General features: G+C 61.0%; 18 protein-coding genes and 1 pseudogene. 7 read left to right on the forward strand and 12 right to left on the reverse strand.

Going from position 1 to position 18,956, the window contains the following annotated elements; translation table 11 throughout:
- Positions 1-32: 32 nt before the first annotated feature.
- A complete protein-coding gene (locus JNM03_RS02670; protein ID WP_294034118.1) occupies positions 33-998 on the reverse strand; it encodes an acyltransferase family protein in 966 nt (321 codons plus the stop codon).
- A 396-nt stretch (positions 999-1,394) separates the two neighbouring features.
- On the opposite strand from JNM03_RS02670, the gene JNM03_RS02675 reads away from it, so the two are divergent.
- Together JNM03_RS02675 and JNM03_RS02680 are read left to right on the forward strand one after the other, a co-directional pair.
- A complete protein-coding gene (locus JNM03_RS02675; RefSeq protein ID WP_294034120.1) occupies positions 1,395-2,042 on the forward strand; it encodes a choice-of-anchor C family protein in 648 nt (215 codons plus the stop codon).
- A 197-nt stretch (positions 2,043-2,239) separates the two neighbouring features.
- Positions 2,240-2,845, forward strand: a complete 606-nt coding sequence (locus JNM03_RS02680) for a PEPxxWA-CTERM sorting domain-containing protein (protein WP_294034122.1) — start codon at positions 2,240-2,242, stop codon at positions 2,843-2,845.
- Positions 2,846-3,125: 280 nt separating this feature from the next.
- On the opposite strand, the gene JNM03_RS02685 is transcribed toward JNM03_RS02680, so the two are convergent.
- The 3 genes from JNM03_RS02685 to xrtV are packed head-to-tail and all read right to left on the reverse strand — an operon-like array spanning position 3,126 to position 5,591.
- Positions 3,126-3,971: an EpsD family peptidyl-prolyl cis-trans isomerase gene (locus tag JNM03_RS02685; protein ID WP_294034124.1), complete on the reverse strand. Its 846-nt coding sequence runs from the start codon at positions 3,969-3,971 to the stop codon at positions 3,126-3,128.
- Positions 3,968-4,687, reverse strand: coding sequence for an exosortase-associated protein EpsI, V-type (epsI, locus tag JNM03_RS02690; protein WP_294034126.1), 720 nt, complete (start codon positions 4,685-4,687; stop codon positions 3,968-3,970). The genes JNM03_RS02685 and epsI overlap by 4 nt, the downstream gene beginning before the upstream one ends.
- Positions 4,680-5,591 carry an exosortase V gene (gene xrtV / locus JNM03_RS02695; RefSeq protein WP_294034128.1) on the reverse strand — a complete coding sequence of 304 codons (912 nt, stop codon included), beginning with the start codon at positions 5,589-5,591 and terminating at the stop codon, positions 4,680-4,682. The genes epsI and xrtV overlap by 8 nt, the downstream gene beginning before the upstream one ends.
- 185 nt (positions 5,592-5,776) lie before the next feature.
- Between xrtV and JNM03_RS02700 the strand changes: the two genes are divergently transcribed.
- Positions 5,777-6,760, forward strand: a complete 984-nt coding sequence (locus JNM03_RS02700) for a cell wall hydrolase (protein ID WP_294034130.1) — start codon at positions 5,777-5,779, stop codon at positions 6,758-6,760.
- Between the two features lie 80 nt (positions 6,761-6,840).
- Here the strand turns inward: JNM03_RS02700 and JNM03_RS02705 are convergent.
- From JNM03_RS02705 to JNM03_RS02715, 3 genes and pseudogenes are all read right to left on the reverse strand, one after another.
- Positions 6,841-7,314: pseudogene (locus tag JNM03_RS02705) on the reverse strand (CAP domain-containing protein); the annotation flags it as partial.
- Positions 7,315-7,391: 77 nt separating this feature from the next.
- Complete coding sequence (locus tag JNM03_RS02710; RefSeq protein WP_294034132.1) at positions 7,392-8,012, reverse strand: L,D-transpeptidase family protein; 621 nt, start codon at positions 8,010-8,012, stop codon at positions 7,392-7,394.
- Positions 8,013-8,062: 50 nt separating this feature from the next.
- Complete coding sequence (locus tag JNM03_RS02715; protein WP_294034134.1) at positions 8,063-8,692, reverse strand: PEPxxWA-CTERM sorting domain-containing protein; 630 nt, start codon at positions 8,690-8,692, stop codon at positions 8,063-8,065.
- Positions 8,693-9,127: 435 nt separating this feature from the next.
- Here JNM03_RS02715 and JNM03_RS02720 point away from each other — a divergent pair, with 435 nt between their 5' ends.
- Positions 9,128-9,565, forward strand: coding sequence for a GtrA family protein (locus JNM03_RS02720; RefSeq protein WP_294034136.1), 438 nt, complete (start codon positions 9,128-9,130; stop codon positions 9,563-9,565).
- On the opposite strand, the gene JNM03_RS02725 is transcribed toward JNM03_RS02720, so the two are convergent.
- Both JNM03_RS02725 and JNM03_RS02730 read right to left on the reverse strand, forming a co-directional pair.
- Positions 9,491-10,525: a glycosyltransferase family 2 protein gene (locus tag JNM03_RS02725; RefSeq protein ID WP_294034138.1), complete on the reverse strand. Its 1,035-nt coding sequence runs from the start codon at positions 10,523-10,525 to the stop codon at positions 9,491-9,493. The two genes, JNM03_RS02720 and JNM03_RS02725, sit on opposite strands and share 75 nt — an antisense overlap.
- Complete coding sequence (locus JNM03_RS02730) at positions 10,522-11,991, reverse strand: hypothetical protein (RefSeq protein ID WP_294034140.1); 1,470 nt, start codon at positions 11,989-11,991, stop codon at positions 10,522-10,524. The genes JNM03_RS02725 and JNM03_RS02730 overlap by 4 nt, the downstream gene beginning before the upstream one ends.
- Positions 11,992-12,498: 507 nt before the next feature.
- Between JNM03_RS02730 and JNM03_RS02735 the strand changes: the two genes are divergently transcribed.
- On the forward strand, positions 12,499-13,581 hold the full coding sequence (locus tag JNM03_RS02735; RefSeq protein WP_294034141.1) for a glycosyltransferase family 4 protein: 1,083 nt from the start codon (positions 12,499-12,501) through the stop codon (positions 13,579-13,581).
- Here JNM03_RS02735 and JNM03_RS02740 read toward each other — a convergent pair whose 3' ends face one another.
- Positions 13,582-14,520: a UDP-glucuronic acid decarboxylase family protein gene (locus JNM03_RS02740; RefSeq protein ID WP_294034142.1), complete on the reverse strand. Its 939-nt coding sequence runs from the start codon at positions 14,518-14,520 to the stop codon at positions 13,582-13,584.
- Between the two features lie 160 nt (positions 14,521-14,680).
- Here JNM03_RS02740 and JNM03_RS02745 point away from each other — a divergent pair, with 160 nt between their 5' ends.
- The gene (locus JNM03_RS02745) at positions 14,681-15,850 is read left to right on the forward strand and encodes a glycosyltransferase family 2 protein (protein WP_294034144.1); all 1,170 of its coding nucleotides are present in this window, start codon (positions 14,681-14,683) and stop codon (positions 15,848-15,850) included.
- On the opposite strand, the gene JNM03_RS02750 is transcribed toward JNM03_RS02745, so the two are convergent.
- Both JNM03_RS02750 and JNM03_RS02755 read right to left on the reverse strand, forming a co-directional pair.
- Entirely contained in the window at positions 15,801-16,592 is a 792-nt protein-coding gene (locus JNM03_RS02750; protein ID WP_294034146.1) for a WecB/TagA/CpsF family glycosyltransferase, read from the reverse strand. The two genes, JNM03_RS02745 and JNM03_RS02750, sit on opposite strands and share 50 nt — an antisense overlap.
- Positions 16,589-18,193 (reverse strand): tetratricopeptide repeat protein, encoded by a 1,605-nt coding sequence (locus tag JNM03_RS02755; RefSeq protein ID WP_294034148.1) that lies wholly within the window; start codon positions 18,191-18,193, stop codon positions 16,589-16,591. The genes JNM03_RS02750 and JNM03_RS02755 overlap by 4 nt, the downstream gene beginning before the upstream one ends.
- Before the next feature lie 98 nt (positions 18,194-18,291).
- Here JNM03_RS02755 and JNM03_RS02760 point away from each other — a divergent pair, with 98 nt between their 5' ends.
- Positions 18,292-18,942 carry a polysaccharide biosynthesis/export family protein gene (locus JNM03_RS02760; RefSeq protein ID WP_294034150.1) on the forward strand — a complete coding sequence of 217 codons (651 nt, stop codon included), beginning with the start codon at positions 18,292-18,294 and terminating at the stop codon, positions 18,940-18,942.
- The last annotated feature ends 14 nt before the right edge of the window (positions 18,943-18,956 follow it).

An 18,956-nucleotide genomic window follows, 5' to 3' on the forward strand; every position in this document is an offset into this window, starting at 1 on the left:
CGTGCCAGCAGCCGCTTGACCAGAAGCCGAAATCAGTGACAAACCAGCCCATCGATCAGGCACTCTCGCCCGGGCGGCATCAGCTCGGAATGGTGGGCGCGATCAGATCGGAATAGGTGGGCGGCATCGTCGGAATCCGCAAACATCGCCTTGGCGGCGGCGATATGGAGAGCGAAGGCGATGGCTGTCGCATAGTCCTTGCCGATATCCCGCGGTATTTCGGCGCGCCCAAACGGCAGATCAAGCCCGAGCGACGAGCCGGTGAAGGGCTCCATGAACAGGGGGATGAGGAGGATGCAAAGCCCGGACGCGACGAATGTCGCAACAGGCCATCGGATTATCCTCGCGGCCGCGTCACGGTACAGATAGCCGACATAGCCGAGCGCCCAGAGCGGGAGCAGGGCGGCGATCGTCGGTCCCGCGCAAACGAGGATCAGGATTGACAGGGGCACGGCGACCGTGCGCCTGGCAAACAATATCAGTCCGGCCACAAGATAATATGTCGCCTCGAAGCTCAGCGACCAAAATGGCGCATTGCTCCCCGGTACAATGCCCCCAAACTGAAAAATTCGGAACTCGTTGACGAACAGAAGTGAGGCCAGATATCCTTCGCCGCTAGGCGGCTTCATCAATATTTTCGGATGGGCATAGAAGCTCGGGTCGATCGCCTGTCCGACGCGGTCGCACAGCCATGTGATCAGGAGTGCCGGAACGACCACGGAGTACAGACGTGATATCCGGCTGACGGCATAGCTGAAGCCGTCCTTCTCGCGCGTCGTCACGACAAGTGCGATGACATATCCCGAAAGGACGAAGAAGAGCGTGACGGCCGTCTGTCCGTAGTTCCCGATCAACTGCCACCCGGTGCGAGGGGAGCCATCGCCGGTGATTGGGAACGACACGAGATGATCGGCCAATACCGCAACCGCAGCCGCAAAGCGGACGATGTCGAGATAGAGCGACAGAAGCGGCGAGATCGTCGGAACTGTCTTCACCATGTGGGGGCCGGGTCTCCTGTTGCTGGAGGTGCGATCAACGTGTGGGGGCAGTGGTGCCAGATGTTGGCTCGCAGCAGCCACATCTCCGGCTGCTTGTCAACGAGGCTGCGGATGGCGGACGGGCGGGCGCCAACCGCGAGAGCGCCGATGGCTTTGGAGCGGGATGCTCGGTTCGGCAGTCGGTAAGGGCATCGACCCATTTCCCAATGCCTGGCGGCCGTCGATTTCCGTTTCATTTTGAGACATCTAAGGCGCCATTATTCCGAGCACTTCCCGGTCGCCCTGAATTAACAATCGTTTACGACCCTGTAAACTTGGGTTATGCCGAAACTTCGAATCGTCTGCGATGGTTGGTGGGATTTCTGGCCGCGCGGTGCTATTTTTGGGGGCCTTACAATGCGCAGTCTTCTTGTCGCGGCAGCAGCCGTCGCCTTGCTTCCCGCCAACGCCAGCGCGGCGGGCTTCGTCAACGGAAGCTTTGAGTCCGGCATCGCACCGGGTTCCTTCACGACCGTCGCAGGAGGAAATACGACCTCGATCACGGGTTGGGAGGTCACGGGGAATAGCGTCGATTATATCGGCAGCTATTGGACGGCGCAGAATCTGTCGCGCAGCATCGATTTGAATGGCAATGGGCAGGGCGGCATCCAGCAGACCTTCGATACGGTTGCGGGCGTTCTTTATAATGTGAGCTTTTGGCTGGCTGGAAACCCCGATGGTGCTCCGGTCACGAAAAGCGTGCTGGTCGGCGCAAGCGGCGCAAATAGCGCGACATACACCTTCACCTTCACCGGCTTCAACAAGGCGAATATGGGGTGGAAGAACTACACCTACAGCTTCGTCGCTGCGGGCCCCTCGACGACCCTGTCGTTTGCCTCGAAGGACGCGACGTCCTTTGGCGCGGCGCTGGACAACGTGTCGGTAGCGGCGGTTCCCGAACCGGCGACCTGGGCGATGATGATCCTGGGCTTTGGCCTTATTGGCGGATCGATGCGTCGCCGGCGCGTTACGTTTCGTCCGTTCGCTCGTCTCGTTCGCGCCTGATCGCTGATCGACAGCGTACGATCTTCGCAGGACGGATTCTGCGAGGAAAGGACTATTGTCTGATTGCTTCGTCTTTCGCAGGGAGGGCTGCCGTTGGGCCGCCTGCTTTGTGAGTTAAGTTGCGCGCAATTAGGCTTGTATCTTGTTAAGATGCTGATACCGCCATTTCGGACCAAAAAAGACGGAAGGCTCACCCCATGAAGCGTACTTTGATTCTAGCAGCGGCGACGCTTGCGGCCATCGGCACCGCCACGGCCAGCCAGGCAGCGACTCAGGTCGTCAATGTCAATGCACAGGGCAACAGCTCATCCGGCGGAACCGGATACAACACCGGCCTCGGCTTTGTGGCCGGCGAGATTTTTTCGACGAGCGTCGCGCTCACCGATCTGTGGAGTGCGGGCGCGCTTCCTCGCTGGTCGAACGCCGATGGCCTGACAAGCGATTTGTTCGCGACGGGAACGGATGAGTCGGGCGAAGCGGCTGGAACCCAGATCGGCGTGAATTTCGGAACGTGGACGCAGGATGGCTTTACCGCCCCTTATGGAGCATTGGTGGGCAAGATCGGAAATACCTACAAGCTCCTCGGCACGTCGTACAACGGCCCGGCTTGGGATACGGGATCGCTTCAACTATTCTATTGGGACAGCAACAGCGGCGACAACAGGAACTCGGTTGCGGTGTCGATTGCCGCGGTTCCTGAACCGGCGACCTGGGCGATGATGCTCTTCGGTTTCGCACTGGCCGGCTTTGCGATGCGCCGCCGCTCTAGCGGTGACGTCCGCACCACTGTTCGCTACGCCTAAATCCTAGGCTATCTGCTTTCTGGAAAGCCCCCGCATTACGCGGGGGCTTTTTCGTTTGTGGCTGTGCGAGCTGTTCGCGTTCGCCGGGCGCGCGGCTGGGCGGGACCATATGTCGTCGCAACGTCGGTTCGGGTCGCACGGTCATGACTGCGCCGCGCTGCGTTTCCACACCTCGGTTGGACGCGAGCGGGTACGCTTTTACGCACCGCATCGGCCCGCCGCGATCGTGCCGCAGGTTGGAATGGTGGCGTGCTCCGGCGCGCGACCTGTGGACGCGGGGCTATTTCTTTGCGGCGGGGGCCGGCTTCTTGGCCGCCTCGGGAGCGAAGCCAGGCTGATAGGTGATTTCGGCTGCCGTGCGCGCCTGCTTCAACTTCTGCTGGAGCGTATCTCCAAGCTGCTTGTTTTGAATGGCCTGTACGGCAAGCGGACGGGCTTCGGTGCCGACGAGCGGGGTCGGTTGCTCGCCCTTAATCACACCGACCGTGACCATGCCATTTTCGGGAACGATGAAAGGCTCGCCTGCCGGTAGCGATTTGATCTGCTGGATTCGCTGAGCCCCCACTTGCGCCGAATCCATCTGTGCTGCCGATCGCACGAATTTGATCCCCAGGCTTTCCAGTCTCGCGGCAACGGCATCCATTGAGTGATCGTTTTCGAGCGCCTTTAATTGCGACATATCTTTCGGGAAGGCGAACTGGATTCGATCAATGGCATAGAGCTTGCGGTCGGCGAACATCGACGGATTCTCCGCAATGAACTTGTCGATTTCGCTCTGGCCGGGGACGCGAAGCGCGCGCTGCGATTTCTGGCCCATGATTTGGACGAGCAGTGCGTCCTGCAGCTGGCGTTCGCGCAGCATATATTCCGGGCTCTTGTCGAGATCTTCTTCGCGAGCGCTCTGAGCGAGAAGGCGGCGATCGAGAATCCGCTGGAGCGCGGCTTGTTGGATCGCCTTCTTGTCGACGCCTTCAGGTATCGCGGCGTTGCCAAGCTCTGCGTTGATCTCTTGCAACGTGATCTCGTCACCATTGACGACCGCCGCGACCTGACCCGTCGGTTCCTTGTCGCACGCGGCGAGGGCAAAGAGGCTGAACGCAATCACTGCCAAGGGTTTACGGGTCATGCTGAAGGTCCTTTTGAAGAGCTGCCCCCAAGGAGCAGATGTTGTAGCTTGCTGTTGGAATGCAGGATGAAAGCGCGCGTAAAATTGTCGAGCAGGGTTTCAGCCTCGTTGGCGCCGATGCCAAGTGTCGAGACGCGCATCATCATGCCGTCGGGAATGTCGCCCGCCAGGTTGGCGCGAATAACCGCGAGCCGCTGTTCGGCCCAGGTGCGCGGGAAGGCATCGCCGAGGCGCGTGAAATATTGGACTTGCTCAAGCCGATCAGGCCCTGTCGCGGTAAAGAAATTTGCAGGGATCCTTCGGCCGCTGACCTCGACGTCCACCGCGCGCGTATCGCTGAGCTGGAATCCGCCGACCGGATAACAGACCTCGGGACGATGCACCTGCAGCACGCCATCCTGGACATTGTTGTAGGCCAGCAGCATCATCACCGATGGCGAACCCGACGCGGAATACACGCGCGTGACCAGATTGTCGTAGAGCCGGTCGCGCAGGCTGTCCGGGGGGGGGAGGACGACACCGGCCTGTGAGATGCTGCTCCATCGGCCAAAGCTGTCCGGAACCCACTTTTCAAAGGCTGCCTCCGGGATGGCGGGATTGGCGATGGCTGGCTGACGCAGGAAGGCAAAACCTGATGCACAGGCAAGAACGCCGCCGATCAGCGCATTGCGTCGCGATATCCCGCCACTGCGCGCGGTCTGGCCGTCATCAGGCATGGGCGGTCTCCGTTTTCGGGGTCATGACGCGATCCCAGATCGGTTTCAGCATGATATCGATCCCGAATATCGTTACCAATGCGATGGCAAACATCACGAGGCCAGCGAAGTTGTGCAGGAAGCCCTGTGCGGCAGCTTCTCCGACATGATAGGTAAGGAGGATCAGGATCAACACCCGGAAGAAATTGGCGATCAGCGCGACCGGGACGATGAACAGTACCAGCAGCAGCGCATAGCGCCATTCGGCCTGGTGCCGCATGTAGATATAAAACAGCGAGATCGCGGCGAGCGAAATGATCGAGTTGATACCCGAGCAGGCGGCCGCGACCAGCAATTCATATTGGCCGATGTAGATGCGAACCCCTTCGCCCCCGATCGGATATCCGAAGAGCTGAAGGAAGGCGACGGCGGCATGGGACAGCCACATCTTCATCGGCACGGTGACGGTCGCCACGATCGTTTCCGGAGGCGGAAACATGAATGCCAGATAGAATAGTGGAAACCAGAGGGCTTTCATGACCCGCGCGCCGACAAGGCTGTACATGACGACCAGCAGAGTGGCGTACATCATATAGCCCTCGATCTCGACGATCTGGGTAATGCGCGCAAAGACAAGAAGCGGAACGAGGACGAGGAGCGCAGCCCATATCAGCAGCGGGTTTGAATCCTCGCGCAGATGTTTGGCGTCGGTCCATTGGCGATGAAGCAACCAAAGCCCGGTGGCGAAGACGATCGGGCCGTGCGCGCCGGCCTCGTTCGACCAGGATTCGCGAATGACGAACAGCATCGTCGGAATTGCGAAGAGCGCCAGCCCCACGGCAAGGATGATCGCGCTGGCGGACAGCACCTCGCGGGCAGGGCGCCCTGATCCCGGACTCTTCGTCCGATCAACGAGCGTGGCCATCAATCCTCCGAAGTTTCGCGAACATTGATGCTCGATAGAGTAAACCGACGCGGCTGCCAATGCCCGTGGGAGAGAGAGCGTTAAGCGTGCCAACAAGGAACAATGTGGTTTGAGATCATTGCACTGCTAGACCCGGATCGTCCTATGACCTAGACGCTGAGCAGTCTCCGGACGGTATAGGAACGATGGTCGAAATGACTTCCGGCGCTCATCATGTTCGCGACAAGATTCTCGCGGTCGCCGCAGTGCTGGTTGCGCTCGCGCTTCTTGCTGGAGCGGGCTGGTGGATATTGCGCGAGAGTGGTCCGCCGTCGTCCCGCAGGGTCGCGGCCACACCGCCGGCGCCGCCGGCCCTGGAGCCCCAGCTTTACAAGCCGCTGACGCCCGACGATGCATTGGCCGAAAACGCGGCCCTGCCGTTTTCCACCGCGCCGATCGAACGCGCCGCACCGCTCGTTCTGCCCCTTGGCTCGACCGATATCGTGGGCCGCCGGTCGTCGCTCGATTGTCTCACCGCCGCGATCTATTATGAAGCCGGTCAGGAATCCGATCAGGGCAAACGGGGCGTGGCGCAGGTCATCCTCAATCGGGCTCGCCATCCCGCCTTTCCGAACACGATTTGCGGTGTCGTATATCAGGGCTCGGAACGGCGGACCGGTTGCCAGTTCACTTTCACGTGCGATGGGAGTCTGGCACGGCGCCCGTCCCGGCAAGGATGGGATGCGGCGCGGCGGATCGCGTTGGCCGCGTTATCGGGCGTCGTCGAACCCAGTGTCGGGATGGCGACGCATTATCACGCCGATTATGTGGTGCCATATTGGGCGCCTACGCTCGCGAAGATCACGCAGGTCGACCATCACATCTTCTATCGCTGGGCGGGCGGCTGGGGCCGACGATCGGCGTTCACTCAGTCCATCAGCCAGGAGCAGTTGCTCGCGGACCAGCCGCAGCTTGATCCGAACGACAGCGGCCTCGACCCGGCGGCGATCGTCCCCAGCCCGAGTATCACGCCGATTTCGCCGCGCCTTGTAGCGGACGAGGTTGCCGGAACCGTGTCGATCAATGCAGTCGGACCCGCTGCGGCGGGGGCCAAGGCCGCGGTCGCGGCGGACGAAAATCCGGGGCGCCTCGCAGCCGACGATGCAAGAGGCACATTGAAGTCGGAGTAGCGCAGGCGCGGAGCCGGTGCTTTCGGACCGGCGAACGGGTCGCGGCCACGGACATTGCCGGGTTCCGAATAGCGGCAGACGAGAATCTCTTCCCGGCCGAGGCTGCTGAGGCCGCAACCGACTTCCGCCGAGCGGGCCCATATCAACTGGGTGTAATGGGCTACGTCCTGCGGCCGGCCGGTGGAACTGTTTGCCGGGAAGGTCCCGTAGACGAAGAATTTTTTCTCTTCCACCCAAAGGTTTACCATCGATTCGGGCAGGAATGCGCCGGGTGTCCCGCCCCAAATATTCTCGCCCTCGAGCGGCTTTCCCGGGACATTCGGCGAATGTTCGAACTGTCCGGTAGCCGACAGGTGGTCGGCCCATGCCTGGGCGCCGCGGGCGAGATCGTCGTTCCACTTCAGTCCGGGCACGCCCGCCAGCGCGCGCTCGCGGTTGTGGGTTTCGAGGAGCCGGGTATCCAGATCGCCAAGGCGTGTCTGCATGCCCGTCAGCAACAGCGCCGACGCCAGCAGGACGCCGGCTTTGCAGGCCTTTTCCGTGACTCCTCGCATGGCATTTCCCCAAGTTTCGGGAAATGCCTACGGCGGTGGGTCCTAAGGTCGGGTGAGAAGTTAAGCTTAAAGCAGCATTAACTTCCGACCCCGGCGGCGAACTGGCGAGCCGCCGCTGGATCCGAATTGACGACATCGACTTCGTCGCCCGTCTTCGCTGTCGCGAACAGGAGGCGGGCAAATTCTATCGGAAGGCCGATGCACCCATGTGTTGCGTGACGGCTCGACATCGGGCTTCCATGCAGCGCCACCCCGTCCCTTGTTATGAACATCGAATAGGGCATCGGCGCGTCATAAGCACGCGAATGATAATCACGATACTTGGAAATGATGGGGAACCGGCCGAGCGGTGATGCCATCCCGTCGGCACCGTAAACGATGACCGAAGTGCCGATTTCGTGACCGCCGCGCAGGACCGAGATCATTTGCCGGCGCAAGTCGACCCAGATGACAATTTTCCCGGCGGGAACATTCTTGTCGTCCCAATGATATTCGCCGTGCTTGAGCGGCTTGTCGGTTTTGAGAAGCGACTTTGCGCCCGGAGGCAGAAGGTTGGCGCGATTTGCGGCATCGGCTTCCGCAGCCGTCAGGAAATCCCGGTCGGGCGAGAGGGCGGGGGAAAGCTTCGCCGATATCGTGGTGCCGGAAAGGTTTTTCGCCGATGGCTCGGCCGAACTCTGCAAGGCGAAGACCGCCATGGACAACGAAGCCGCAGCTACGATAGCTCCGCCGGCGATCCACCCGCGCATCACGCGATGCCCGGTTTGCCCGACCCTTCATGACGACGACGGCGTAGTGCGGCGCCGCAGAGGCCAAAGCCAAGAAGCATCAAGGCCCATGTCCCGGGTTCGGGAACCGCACCGACCGGGTCGGTGGGCGTCGTCGGATCGGTCGGCGTCGTGGGGTCAGTCGGCGTCGTGGGATCGGTCGGGTCCACCGAAGGGTTCGGCGGTACGACGGTGGTAATGCCTCCCGGAAAGCCCGGGCTGCCGCCCGGTCGTCCACCCACATTTCCGATATCACCAAAATCGGTAGGATCGACGTCGCCAAGCGCAAGCGGGCCTAGCGGCGCTTCAGTCAGCGACTGAACAGCTTCCTCGGGCGGCGTATCGAAAATCTTGCCCAACGCGCGCTCTTCAGCTTCGCCGGGTTTGGTACGGGGCGCGGTTTCGACCAGCTTGCCCCCGGCTTTCCCTTTGCCGCGCTTGATCTTGGTCTTGATCAGATCGACATCACCGCGTTCGCCCGGCGATCGGCCGAGAAAACGGCTGATCGCGTCCGAGGTCTGCGCCATCAACGATCCGCCGTCGCCGTTAAAGGCGGGGATGGTGATCGACGCCAGCGCAAGCAGCGACATCGCGATGATGCCCGCCGCCATCCGCCTTCGCGATTTCAGATATGTTACGAACCATCCCATTCAGGCTAAGTATCTTAATTTGCACGTAAGAGAAACTCCCTTTGTTGCGTTGCCGCCGTCCCACTCTGGAATGATGTTAACCACGTAAATCTGGGGGATTATGCCAATTTTATGAGGTTTGGGGCGCTGGGGGTTCTCATAAGAAAAATTTACTCTTCCGTGCGAGGGAGGAATATCTAGCAATATGAGAGAGTTCGCATTTCCGATTCGGGTTTGTGAAGTAGGTTGGTCTGGAGGAGTGTTAAGAACGGAAGCGGGCCGTGATTGGGCCATGGGCAAGATCGCGCACCCTGTCCGAGCGATAGGCTTCAGCTCCCACACGAGCGGCGATCGCAATCGAACTGGTGCTGGGCGTCAGTGGGCTTATACGGGGCCTCCGATCGGAGAAGCTTGAGAATGATGCCGGGCGATGCGCCAAAGGAGAGTCGCCTGTTGGCCCGTCTGCGTGAGCGGACACCATTGTTGGCGACTCTGGTGCGCTTTGCGTTGGCGACGATTTCCAGCGCGACCCTCTCGTTTCTCCTGCCGCTTGTTCTTCACAGTTTTGCGGGGATTGGCGAACATGCGTCAGTCGCGATTTCCTTCGCGATCGCTTACGCTTTCAACTTCATTGCGCTGCGAAAGCTGGTTTTCGCCAGCGAGACGGGTTGGCGTCGTGATCTGGCGCTTTACGCCGTCGTCAACGCCGCCTTCCGATTCGCGGAGTTTCTGTGTTTCTCGGCGCTGCGCGCCTGGGGAATATTACCTTACGCGGCAGCGCTACTTTTTGTCCTCGGCGCGTCGACCATAGTGAAATTCTTCGCTTACCGCCGCCTCTTTGGGAATATCGGCTGAATCGGCGCCCTTCGCGGCAGCCATCATATGTTCTATCCGCTTCACTCGCTCCAGCGTCATTTCGACGAGTTGGCGGTTGTGGCTGATGAGATCGGCCATAAGGCCAACGACGAACGTGATCGTACCAACGGTCAGCAGCGCCGAACCGACCACGAGCGACTGGATTTTTCCCTCGCCGGTCACGAACAGGTAGAAATAGAGGAAGCGCAGCATCGGAATGACGCCGATGAGGGCGATGGCGGCGCCAATCAGCGTGAAGGTGCGAAGCGGTTGATACATGGCATACATCCGCAGCGCCGTAGAGCCCGAGCGCTCGATGAAGCGGAATGCCGACGAGAACAGCCTCGAATCGCGGGTTTTTGCATTCGTCCTGATCGGCACGCTTTCATAGGCCATCGCCTTGCGGCCGACCTGGATCAGCATTTCGATCGTATAGCTGAACGACGAAACGATATTGACCTGCATCGCGGCGGCGCGGGAGATAGCCCTGAAGCCGCTGACCGCGTCCGGGACGTCAACGGAGGAAAAGTGACGGACGACCCAGCTGCCGAAGCGCTGGAGGAGGCGTTTTGTCCGTGAAAAATGAACGATCGATTGCGTCTGGCGGTCGCCGATCACAACGTCGGCGCGGCCCGCTAAGATGGGTTCGACAAGCTTTTCGATGTCTGCACCGCAATATTGATTGTCGCCATCGGTGTTGACGATGATGTCAGCGCCAGCGCCAAGGGCGAAATCGAGACCACGCCTGAAGCTGCGGGCAAGCCCCATGTTACGGCGGTTTCGCAGGACATGGTGCACGCCGCAGGCCGCTGCGATCTCGCTGGTGCCGTCGCTCGATCCATCGTCGATCACAAGATATTCGATCACGTCGATGCCGGGGATATGGCGCGGCAGATCGGCCACCGTGGGTCCGATGGTGTCGGCTTCGTTGAAGCATGGAATCTGGATAATGAGTTTCATGGCGCGGCCGTTTCTCCGGTCGGAATGAAGCGAGTGAGGCGAAATTGAAAGCCGGATGCGCCGAGCGCGGCAACGACCAGCGGCAAAAGCCAGATGATACGCATCAGATAGCGTGCGTGTGGGGTCGATAGAGCTCCGCAGATCACAACATTCGCCGCGACGGCGAGGACCAGAAGGAATGTGGCGGTGATGACGGGTGAGCGCCAGGTTTTGCGGCGCACAGCCTGGATGATCGCAATCGTGATGATCAGCAACGATGCGATTGTCGTTGCGATCGATAGAATGACCGTCGGGGCGATGGGAACCGATCCGCGGTAGGCCGCCGATTGTTCAACCCAGCGAAACGTTGCATCAGGGAGATGAAGCCGCGCACCTTCGCGATGAATCGGGATGTAGTTGAAATGATCAAGGTCGAATTCGACGGTCTGCTTTGCGATTGAGCCAGCCATCGAACCGATAACCTCGAGTGGGCGATCTTTCAGCACGGCAATATAGAAAGCAGTGTCCTGCCGGCCCAGCGCGCGTTTGACGGGATCCGATACCGTGCTGAAGACCCCGTCGCGCGGGTCCTCGCTCCAAAGGAGTGTGTCGCTTCCTTTTGGCATTCGATCCAGATAGCGGCACAGGACGAAGTGGCCTTCGCCGCAGTGCGTCTTCAGATAGGCATAACCCGGACCATCGGCGATCAGTCGCGCCGACATGAACGGCGGCGATATCGGCGGCGCGCCAAGCGTTTGCGTCACAGCCGCCGAGAAAAGCATCTGTCCACCAGCCGCAAGCAACATCAGCACCGCAGGCAGGACGATGACCCGGGTCCACGACGCCTTACTTCCTATGGTCAAAAGAAGCGCGGCCGCACCAATAGCGACAGTCAGCAAGATATGAGATGTGTGGAAAAGAATGGCAGCGCTGGCGAGGGCGACAAGAAACGCCCGCGCGATACGAGTATATCGATCCCAGAAGGCAAGCAGCGCGACCAAGGCTACCGCCAGCAGTCCGGTAAAGGCGTCAGGCATCAATCGCGAAAGGAAAAAGGGGAGCGGGGTCAGGGTGCCAATCGCAAGCAGCCCCCCCCAGATCCATCGCCCTCGGTGACTCGGGTCGCTTGATTGCGAGGCCCCGAACAGGAACAAGCCGACGGCGGTCACCGCAATAGCAGACTGGATGAACACCGGGCCGTATTTCCCGAATGCGAAGCCGCCGTAGAGTAACGCCCCATAATAGATCGACCGACCGGTGAGCACGGTTCGGGTCGACCGGATCGGGGTCGATCCGGCGTTGCCGCCATCCGCTGTCGCGGCGGTTCCTTCTCGACCGTCGGTCAAGATCAGGCGATCGGACCATTCGGACCGAACGCCGGTCAGCGAAACGACGGCAGCGTCTGCGGACCGGATATAATGACTACTATCCGGAAAGAAGAACGGGCCACCATTCCACAGGGCGGGCCAAGAATAAAGCAGGACCATGGCCAGCCATAACCCTATCCTTGTCGGCGATCGCAAGATCATCTCTCCAACTCGCAGAAAAGGCGTTCGAATCCACGACTGCCATTATCGCTGTATGTCAGCGAATCTTGAAGGTCTACCGATTGAGGCAAGGGCGTTGTCTCGTTTTGAACCTACGAAGCTTCGGATAATCGACCCACCTCCCGCTTGGCTTTCGCAGTGCGACCCGTCAAGTCCGGGTGTCCGTTTTCTGGCAAAGGCAAAGCGGCGGCAATCCGCACCAACGTTCGATCGTGGTTTGTCCGTCTTTGCGAATTTGGACATCTTCGATTTATGCACGGCACAGCCGTCATCTGATATGCGGGGGCAGTGAGATAGACCGATTTGCGTCTCGACGCGCCTTCAGAAAAGCAGTTGGAAACGGTTTGGCATCTATGGTCCCCTTTGGCAGGGCGAGTTGATTGCCTCCGCTCCGCCTGCGATGGAACCACAGGCGGATGCTTTCCTCCTGACTTGAATGGATACCGAATGAGATTGCTTTTCGCCTTGCCCGGATTTCATCGCTTTGACCGGGGAGCCGAAGTGGCGCTTCTTTCGGTCGCGGAGGAGCTTGCGAGGGAAGGGCATTCGGTAACCGTGATGGGATCGGGCGAGGCCCGGACGGATACGTCATACGCCTTCAGGCACGTATCGTCCGCGCGGCGCGAGCGATTCGAGAAATTCCCCTTTTTTCCGCCGCTGCGGAGCGAGACGGCGTGGGAGGACATGACGTTCGCGGCGAATCTTCTTCGCGCCTATCGGCCGGCAGATTTCGATGCGGTTGTCACCTGCTCCTTTCCCTTCACGCACTGGGCGCTCCGTCGCCCTTCGCGCACCAATCCGCTCCAGATTTTCGTGACTCAGAATGGCGACTGGCCTGCATTTTCCGACAATTCGGAATATCGCACCTTTGCGTGCGACGGGCTGGTGTGCACCAATCCCGACTATCTTGAGCGAAACAGCAAGCGCTGGGCCTCGGCCCTCATACCCAACGGCGTCGACCTTGCGCGGTTTCGCGTCGGAGAGGACGAGCGCGAGCGTCTTGGCCTTCCTGTCGACAAGCCGATCGTGTTGATGGTCAGCGCCTATATTCCGACGAAGCGCGTCGTCGACGGCATCCGGGCAGTATCCCGCCTGGACGATGCGTATCTTGTGGTGGCAGGCGACGGCCCGCTTCGCGACGACGCCGAGGCTCTTGCCGCGGATCTGCTTCCCGGACGCTATCGCAGAATCAGCCTGCCGGCCACCGAAATGCCGTCGCTCTATCGGTCAGCCGATGCATTCCTCCATCTGTCGTTGCTCGAATCCTTCGGTAACGTCTTTCTGGAGGCATGGGCCAGCGGCCTGCCGATCATCGGTCACGACAGCGACCGGCTCCGCTGGATTCTTGGCAAGAACTCCGACTATCTTTGCGATACGGAAGATTCGGTGCGGCTGGAAACGGCGATCGGCGCCGCGCTTGCAACCGGACGCCAGCGACAGGGTGCCGCCGCCGGAATCGAACGCTTCGCCTGGCCGACGATCGCCAGTCAGTATCGCGAGTTCATCGCCGGCTTGATCGCGGCGCGCTGATCAGTTGCCGAGAGCCCGGAAGTAGGCGATCGTCTTTTCCAGGCCTTCGCGCAGCTTGATCTTCGGTTCCCAGCCGAGTTCGGCGCGCGCCAGCGAAATGTCGGGGCGACGCTGCGTCGGGTCGTCTGAGGGTAGCGGGTGCTGAACCAGATTCGATCGCGCGCCCGTCAGTTCGATCACCAGTTCGGCGAGCTCGCGGATCGTGAACTCGACCGGATTGCCGAGGTTGACCGGCCCCGTGAACCCTTCGCGTGAATCCATCAAACGGAGCAGCGATTCCACCAGGTCGTCGACATAGCAGAAGCTGCGCGTCTGCGACCCGTCGCCATAGATGGTGATGTCCTCGCCACGCAGCGCCTGCATGACGAAGTTCGATACCACGCGCCCATCGGCGGGGTGCATGCGAGGACCATAGGTGTTGAAGATGCGCGCGACCTTCACGTCGATGCCATGTTGTCGGTGATAGTCGAAGAAGAGCGTTTCGGCGCAGCGCTTGCCTTCATCATAGCAGCTGCGCAGGCCGATCGGGTTGACATTTCCCCAATAGCTTTCGGTCTGTGGATGCTGCGTCGGATCGCCGTAAACTTCGCTTGTCGAGGCCTGAAGGATCGGCACCTTGGTCCGTTTGGCCAATCCCAGCATGTTGATCGCGCCGATGACGGAGACCTTTGTCGTCTGAACCGGATCGTGCTGATAGTGGATCGGCGATGCGGGGCAGGCGAGATTGAAGATCGCATCGACCTCGACGAACAGCGGCAGGCAGATATCATGGCGGAGGAATTCGAAACGCGGATGCGGCAGCAGGTGCGCGATGTTCGCCTTGGCACCCGTAAACAGATTGTCGACGCACAGAACCTCGTCGCCGCGCTCGATAAGGCGGTCGATCAGGTGTGAACCGACAAACCCCGCGCCGCCGGTCACAAGCACCCTGCGGGCCATGGAATATTCACGCGCCATTGAAATCTTTCCCCCAATTGGAGGTTGCTCTCTATCCAGCCGCTTTGTGATTGCATAGGCCGGAGCAACCAAAGTCGCACTTTGGTACAGGCAAGCGCGCAAAGCTTGCCGCGCGACGAAGATCGATTAAACGCGGGGCGGCATGTTGGGAATCCTCGCCTGGTTGATCGTGACGCCGTTTGTCGTGGCGCTTGCCTATCTTGCCATCGAGCTTGCTTCCGGTCTTGCCTCGCTCCGGGCCCCTTCGGAGGCAGGCGGCTCCGTGTCCTTTGCCATCCTGATTCCCGCGCATGACGAGGCGGCCGGCATTTCGGACACCATTGTCGCTCTTCGTGAAGCAGCGCCGACGGCGCGGCTCTTGGTTGTGGCCGACAATTGCGGCGACGCCACTGCCGCGCTTGCTCGGGCCGCCGGTGCCGAGGTCATCGAGCGTCAGGACGCCGAGCATCGCGGCAAAGGTTTTGCGCTCGCATTCGGCCGGGATCATCTTGCGCTCGATCCGCCTGAGGCCGTGCTGATTCTCGACGCCGACTGCCGGATTGCCAAGGACGGGGCCGAGCGTCTGGCCGCCGGTGCGCTGGAATCGGGCGCGCCGGTCCAGGCTGCCAATCTGCTCGTCGCGCCTCGCGGGGCATCGCCGCTCGTGTCCATTTCCAATTTTGCCATGTTCATCAAGAATTTGGTGCGTGCGCGCGGTTTGATGCGGATCGGTGGCGGGGCGCTGCTGTTTGGCACCGGCATGGCCTTTCCGTGGGCGCTATTCAGGCATATTCCGCTCGCGACAGCCAATATGGTGGAGGACCTCGATCTCGGGATAGGGCTTGCGCGTGATGGGATCCGGGTCCGGCTCGACGATGCGGTGCTCGTGACGAGCCCTGCTGCCGGGCTGGACGCGGGGCGGGGACAGCGCAGCCGGTGGGAGCATGGTTTTATTCAGACCGCCGCTCGGCAGGCCTGGCCGTTGGTTGCGAAGGCGGTCGTGCATCGGTCGCGGCACCTGGCGGCGCTCGGCGCGCATCTGCTGATACCGCCGCTCGCGCTCTTGATGGCCCTTGCGACGCTGGCGCTCGCGTTCGCGGCGGCGCTTGGCCTTTGGTCCGGGAACGCCATGCCTGTGCTGGTGCTCGGCACATTGTTCCTCGTCGTCATCCTACTGCTTTTCGCGGCCTGGTGGCGCGGTGCACGCGCGATCCTGCCGTTCCGCGATCTTGTTCGGGCGCCTCTCTATATCTTGTGGAAGATACCGATCTATCTTGCCTTTTTCAGGCGTCGTCAGACGGTTTGGAACCGGACCGAGCGCGATCCGCGTTAAGCGTCCGCCAACGCCACCAGATCGGGAATATGGCTGGACCATCGACTAGATAGCGCCGCCACAGCCGCCGGGGTTCGCTGACCAGCCGAAACAACCATTCGAGACCGGCGCGCTGCATCCATCGCGGGGCGCGCTGCTTCGCGCCGGTCAGGAACTCCAGCGATGCGCCGATGCACAGGGCGATACCGCGCGAACGGCCGCGCGCCGCGATCTCTCCGCAGACGATCTCGCTTTGCGGTGCACCAATCGCAAACAATATGACATCCGCCTGCATCGCTTCGACGAATACGGCGATCGCATCGCGCGCTTCCGGATCGCGCCGAACCCCCATCGGAGGTATGTGGAAGGTCCAGGCGAAGCGGGGGTAGAGCGCTTCGAGGTTTCGGTGCAATTCGCTGTCGCCACCGATAACGGCGACCCGGCAATCGGGTAACTCACCGCACAAGAGGTCGCGCGTCACATCGCTGCCCGGAACCGCAGCGAGCGATATTCCCGAGAATGCGGCAAGGCGTGCGATGATCCGGCTGTCGCAAATACAGAGCGCTGCGGCGTCGTAAATCCGGATGATCTCAGGGTCCGGAGATCGATGGAGCTGCACGATATGGTCCACGTTGGGCGTGACGACATAGGAAAAGGACGACGAGCGGGCGAGGGCGACGACCGAACGGCGCACCGCAGCCGCGTCGAGAGCGTCGAAGTGCAGCCCCAGAAAATCGATACGGTCCGGTGCGGCGACCCTCATCGCGTGACGATGCGGCCGAACAGGCCGTTCGGGGGGAGCTGCCCCGGCAGGAGGTCGATCCCATAGCTGCGCGCCGCGACGGCAAGTCCTCGCTGCGCGTCGGCGACACATTTCGCATCGTTCCGCGTGCAGGCTCCTGCATAGAGCCGCCATCCGCTCATCAACGCGGGAGCATCGTGGGTGAGGCGGCGGCCGATCGCGACTGCCTCGCGTCCCTGGCCGTTCGCTTCCAGCCAGCCGATCGCGGCGGCGGCGATCGTCGAATTCTGACGGTTGGCCGCGATACCCTGGCGCCACATCCGCTGGGCATTTTCCAGATCGCCACGCCGCGAATAGCTTGTCGCGGCCAGTCGCCAGCCCCGAATCTGGCCGGGGCACTGGCTGACCGCTTCCTGCGCCGATCGCAAGGCGCCCTGCAAATTCCCATTATGCAGGCGCACCTCGGATCGTACGGTAAGGGCGAGGCAGTGTGTTGCATCCTCGCTCAGGACGCTGTTCGCCAGTTCGAGTGCTTTTGGCCAATCCTTCTGCTCGAGCGCCGCGCCCGCGTCGAGCGCCACCCTGTCGGCCCCGCGCAGGCTCGTAGCCGCAGAAGTGGCTTTCGCAATTTGCCCGTTTTCCAGGAAATATCCGGCGACCGCAGTGCGGGTGGCGGATGATCCTTCGCTGACAATTCGACGAAGAAGCACATCATCAGGACCACTTGGGCTATATTCTTGCCACAGATTGAGAATAACCGGAACCTGATCCCTGGCAAGCTTGGGATTGGCCAGCAGCGCGGCGGTAATCGCGAGACCGTCCGCGGGGCGCCCGTCCTTGAAGGCGAAATTCGCCTCGTCGACGCGGACGGCGTCATTGTCTGGCGCCAGACCGCGAAGCTTGGCGAACTCCGCGCGCATCCCATCGGCATTGTCGAGCGCGCGATAAATTTCCAGCCGCGTCAACGCAATGCCAACCGTGGCCGGGTGCGCTGCCGTAAACTGGTCGAGCGCCGCGAGAGCGACCTGCGACTGTCCTTTCCGGAAAATGGCGCGCGCCTTTAGAATCGCGCCGCCTTCATTCGCCGGATCGATCGCAAGAATCTTGTCGGCGTAGCCATCGGCCTCATCGAACCGGCTGCGAACGATCGAATGCAGTCCGCGCGTGAGGAGCGCGGAGAGGTCATTGGGAGCAAGCGAGAGGATGGTATCGGTCGCATCGAGCGATTCGCGCAAATGCCCCGTCTGCAACCCCAGCTGCGAGACTGCCTGCAGCGCTTCCATATTGCTCGGATCGAGGGCCAGCGCGTCATTATAAGCGTCATAAGCCTGAGGAATCGCGTTCACGGCATATTCAATGCGTGCCCTAAGTATATGATATTGCGGTTCATCATCCTGTTCGGAGATGGCCTCCTTGATCGCCATCCTGGCCTCTGCGAACCGGCGCTGTTCGAAAAGGGATTGCGCGCGCGTCGCATCCGCCGCAGCGGCTGCCTCGGACCGCGAACAGGCCGACAAGGTCGGGGTCGCCAGCAGGGCCGCGGCGAGCGCGAACAGGACGCCCGGCCGGAACGCGCGTGCCCGAAGTGCAAGTTCAGGGTTAACATTGTAGCCAAACACCATGCAGCGCCTTATAATGTTGCAAGCTTTTATGTCGACCGCCCACGCTGAGCGTTTACAAGGTAATTTTCCGAATGATGAGATTTCTGCTTTCGGTCGGGATGGCCATGACGCTTGTCGTGCCCGTATTGGCTGCCGCACAGGATCCCGCGGCGACTGCCGAAGTGCCCGTTAGCGCGCCGTCAGGCGTTGCTCCCGCGGCATCCCCGACGACCGTTCCACCACCGCCGATCACCGTGCGTGCCAACGCCTATCGTATCAACGCGGGCGACGAGCTTGAAATTTATGTGTGGGGCGAGGAGCGGCTACAGCGAAAGGTAAAGGTTCTCCCCGACGGAACCATTGCCTTCCCGCTCGTCGGCAAGATTGTCGCACAGGGCTATATGCCGAGCGAAGTCGAAACCTTGATCACGGCCGGGCTGCGGGACCAGTATCGCGGACAGGTGCCCCAGGTTACCGTATCGGTGGTGCAGCCCGCGGGCCTTCAGTTCTCCGTGATGGGGCGTGTTCGCTCGCCGGGAACCTTTACGCCGGGCCGCTATATTAATGTTCTTGAAGCACTTAGTATGGCAGGTGGTCCAAGTGAATTTGCCAATCTTGACAATGTGGTCATCATTCGCAAGGCGGGCGAGGACCTGCGGACGGTCCGCGTGCGCCTTGCTCCGCTGTTCAAGATGGGCGCCGATGCCAACGATATCGCGCGGGCAAACATCCTTAGGATTGAAACGGGTGATACCGTTATCGTTCCTTGAGGCGTTGGGGGGAT

The organism is Sphingopyxis sp., from assembly GCF_016793825.1.
In the GTDB taxonomy this organism is placed as follows: domain Bacteria; phylum Pseudomonadota; class Alphaproteobacteria; order Sphingomonadales; family Sphingomonadaceae; genus Sphingopyxis.

Bases quoted from the DNA above. Each gene is read 5' to 3' on its own strand.
- JNM03_RS02670 (WP_294034118.1), bottom strand. From the start codon at position 998: ATGGTGAAGACAGTTCCGACGATCTCGCCGCTTCTGTCGCTCTATCTC.
- JNM03_RS02675 (WP_294034120.1), top strand. From the start codon at position 1,395: ATGCGCAGTCTTCTTGTCGCGGCAGCAGCCGTCGCCTTGCTTCCCGCC.
- JNM03_RS02680 (WP_294034122.1), top strand. From the start codon at position 2,240: ATGAAGCGTACTTTGATTCTAGCAGCGGCGACGCTTGCGGCCATCGGC.
- JNM03_RS02685 (WP_294034124.1), bottom strand. From the start codon at position 3,971: ATGACCCGTAAACCCTTGGCAGTGATTGCGTTCAGCCTCTTTGCCCTC.
- epsI (WP_294034126.1), bottom strand. From the start codon at position 4,687: ATGCCTGATGACGGCCAGACCGCGCGCAGTGGCGGGATATCGCGACGC.
- xrtV (WP_294034128.1), bottom strand. From the start codon at position 5,591: ATGGCCACGCTCGTTGATCGGACGAAGAGTCCGGGATCAGGGCGCCCT.
- JNM03_RS02700 (WP_294034130.1), top strand. From the start codon at position 5,777: ATGGTCGAAATGACTTCCGGCGCTCATCATGTTCGCGACAAGATTCTC.
- JNM03_RS02710 (WP_294034132.1), bottom strand. From the start codon at position 8,012: ATGGCGGTCTTCGCCTTGCAGAGTTCGGCCGAGCCATCGGCGAAAAAC.
- JNM03_RS02715 (WP_294034134.1), bottom strand. From the start codon at position 8,692: ATGGCGGCGGGCATCATCGCGATGTCGCTGCTTGCGCTGGCGTCGATC.
- JNM03_RS02720 (WP_294034136.1), top strand. From the start codon at position 9,128: ATGATGCCGGGCGATGCGCCAAAGGAGAGTCGCCTGTTGGCCCGTCTG.
- JNM03_RS02725 (WP_294034138.1), bottom strand. From the start codon at position 10,525: ATGAAACTCATTATCCAGATTCCATGCTTCAACGAAGCCGACACCATC.
- JNM03_RS02730 (WP_294034140.1), bottom strand. From the start codon at position 11,991: ATGGTCCTGCTTTATTCTTGGCCCGCCCTGTGGAATGGTGGCCCGTTC.
- JNM03_RS02735 (WP_294034141.1), top strand. From the start codon at position 12,499: ATGAGATTGCTTTTCGCCTTGCCCGGATTTCATCGCTTTGACCGGGGA.
- JNM03_RS02740 (WP_294034142.1), bottom strand. From the start codon at position 14,520: ATGGCCCGCAGGGTGCTTGTGACCGGCGGCGCGGGGTTTGTCGGTTCA.
- JNM03_RS02745 (WP_294034144.1), top strand. From the start codon at position 14,681: ATGTTGGGAATCCTCGCCTGGTTGATCGTGACGCCGTTTGTCGTGGCG.
- JNM03_RS02750 (WP_294034146.1), bottom strand. From the start codon at position 16,592: ATGAGGGTCGCCGCACCGGACCGTATCGATTTTCTGGGGCTGCACTTC.
- JNM03_RS02755 (WP_294034148.1), bottom strand. From the start codon at position 18,193: ATGGTGTTTGGCTACAATGTTAACCCTGAACTTGCACTTCGGGCACGC.
- JNM03_RS02760 (WP_294034150.1), top strand. From the start codon at position 18,292: ATGGCCATGACGCTTGTCGTGCCCGTATTGGCTGCCGCACAGGATCCC.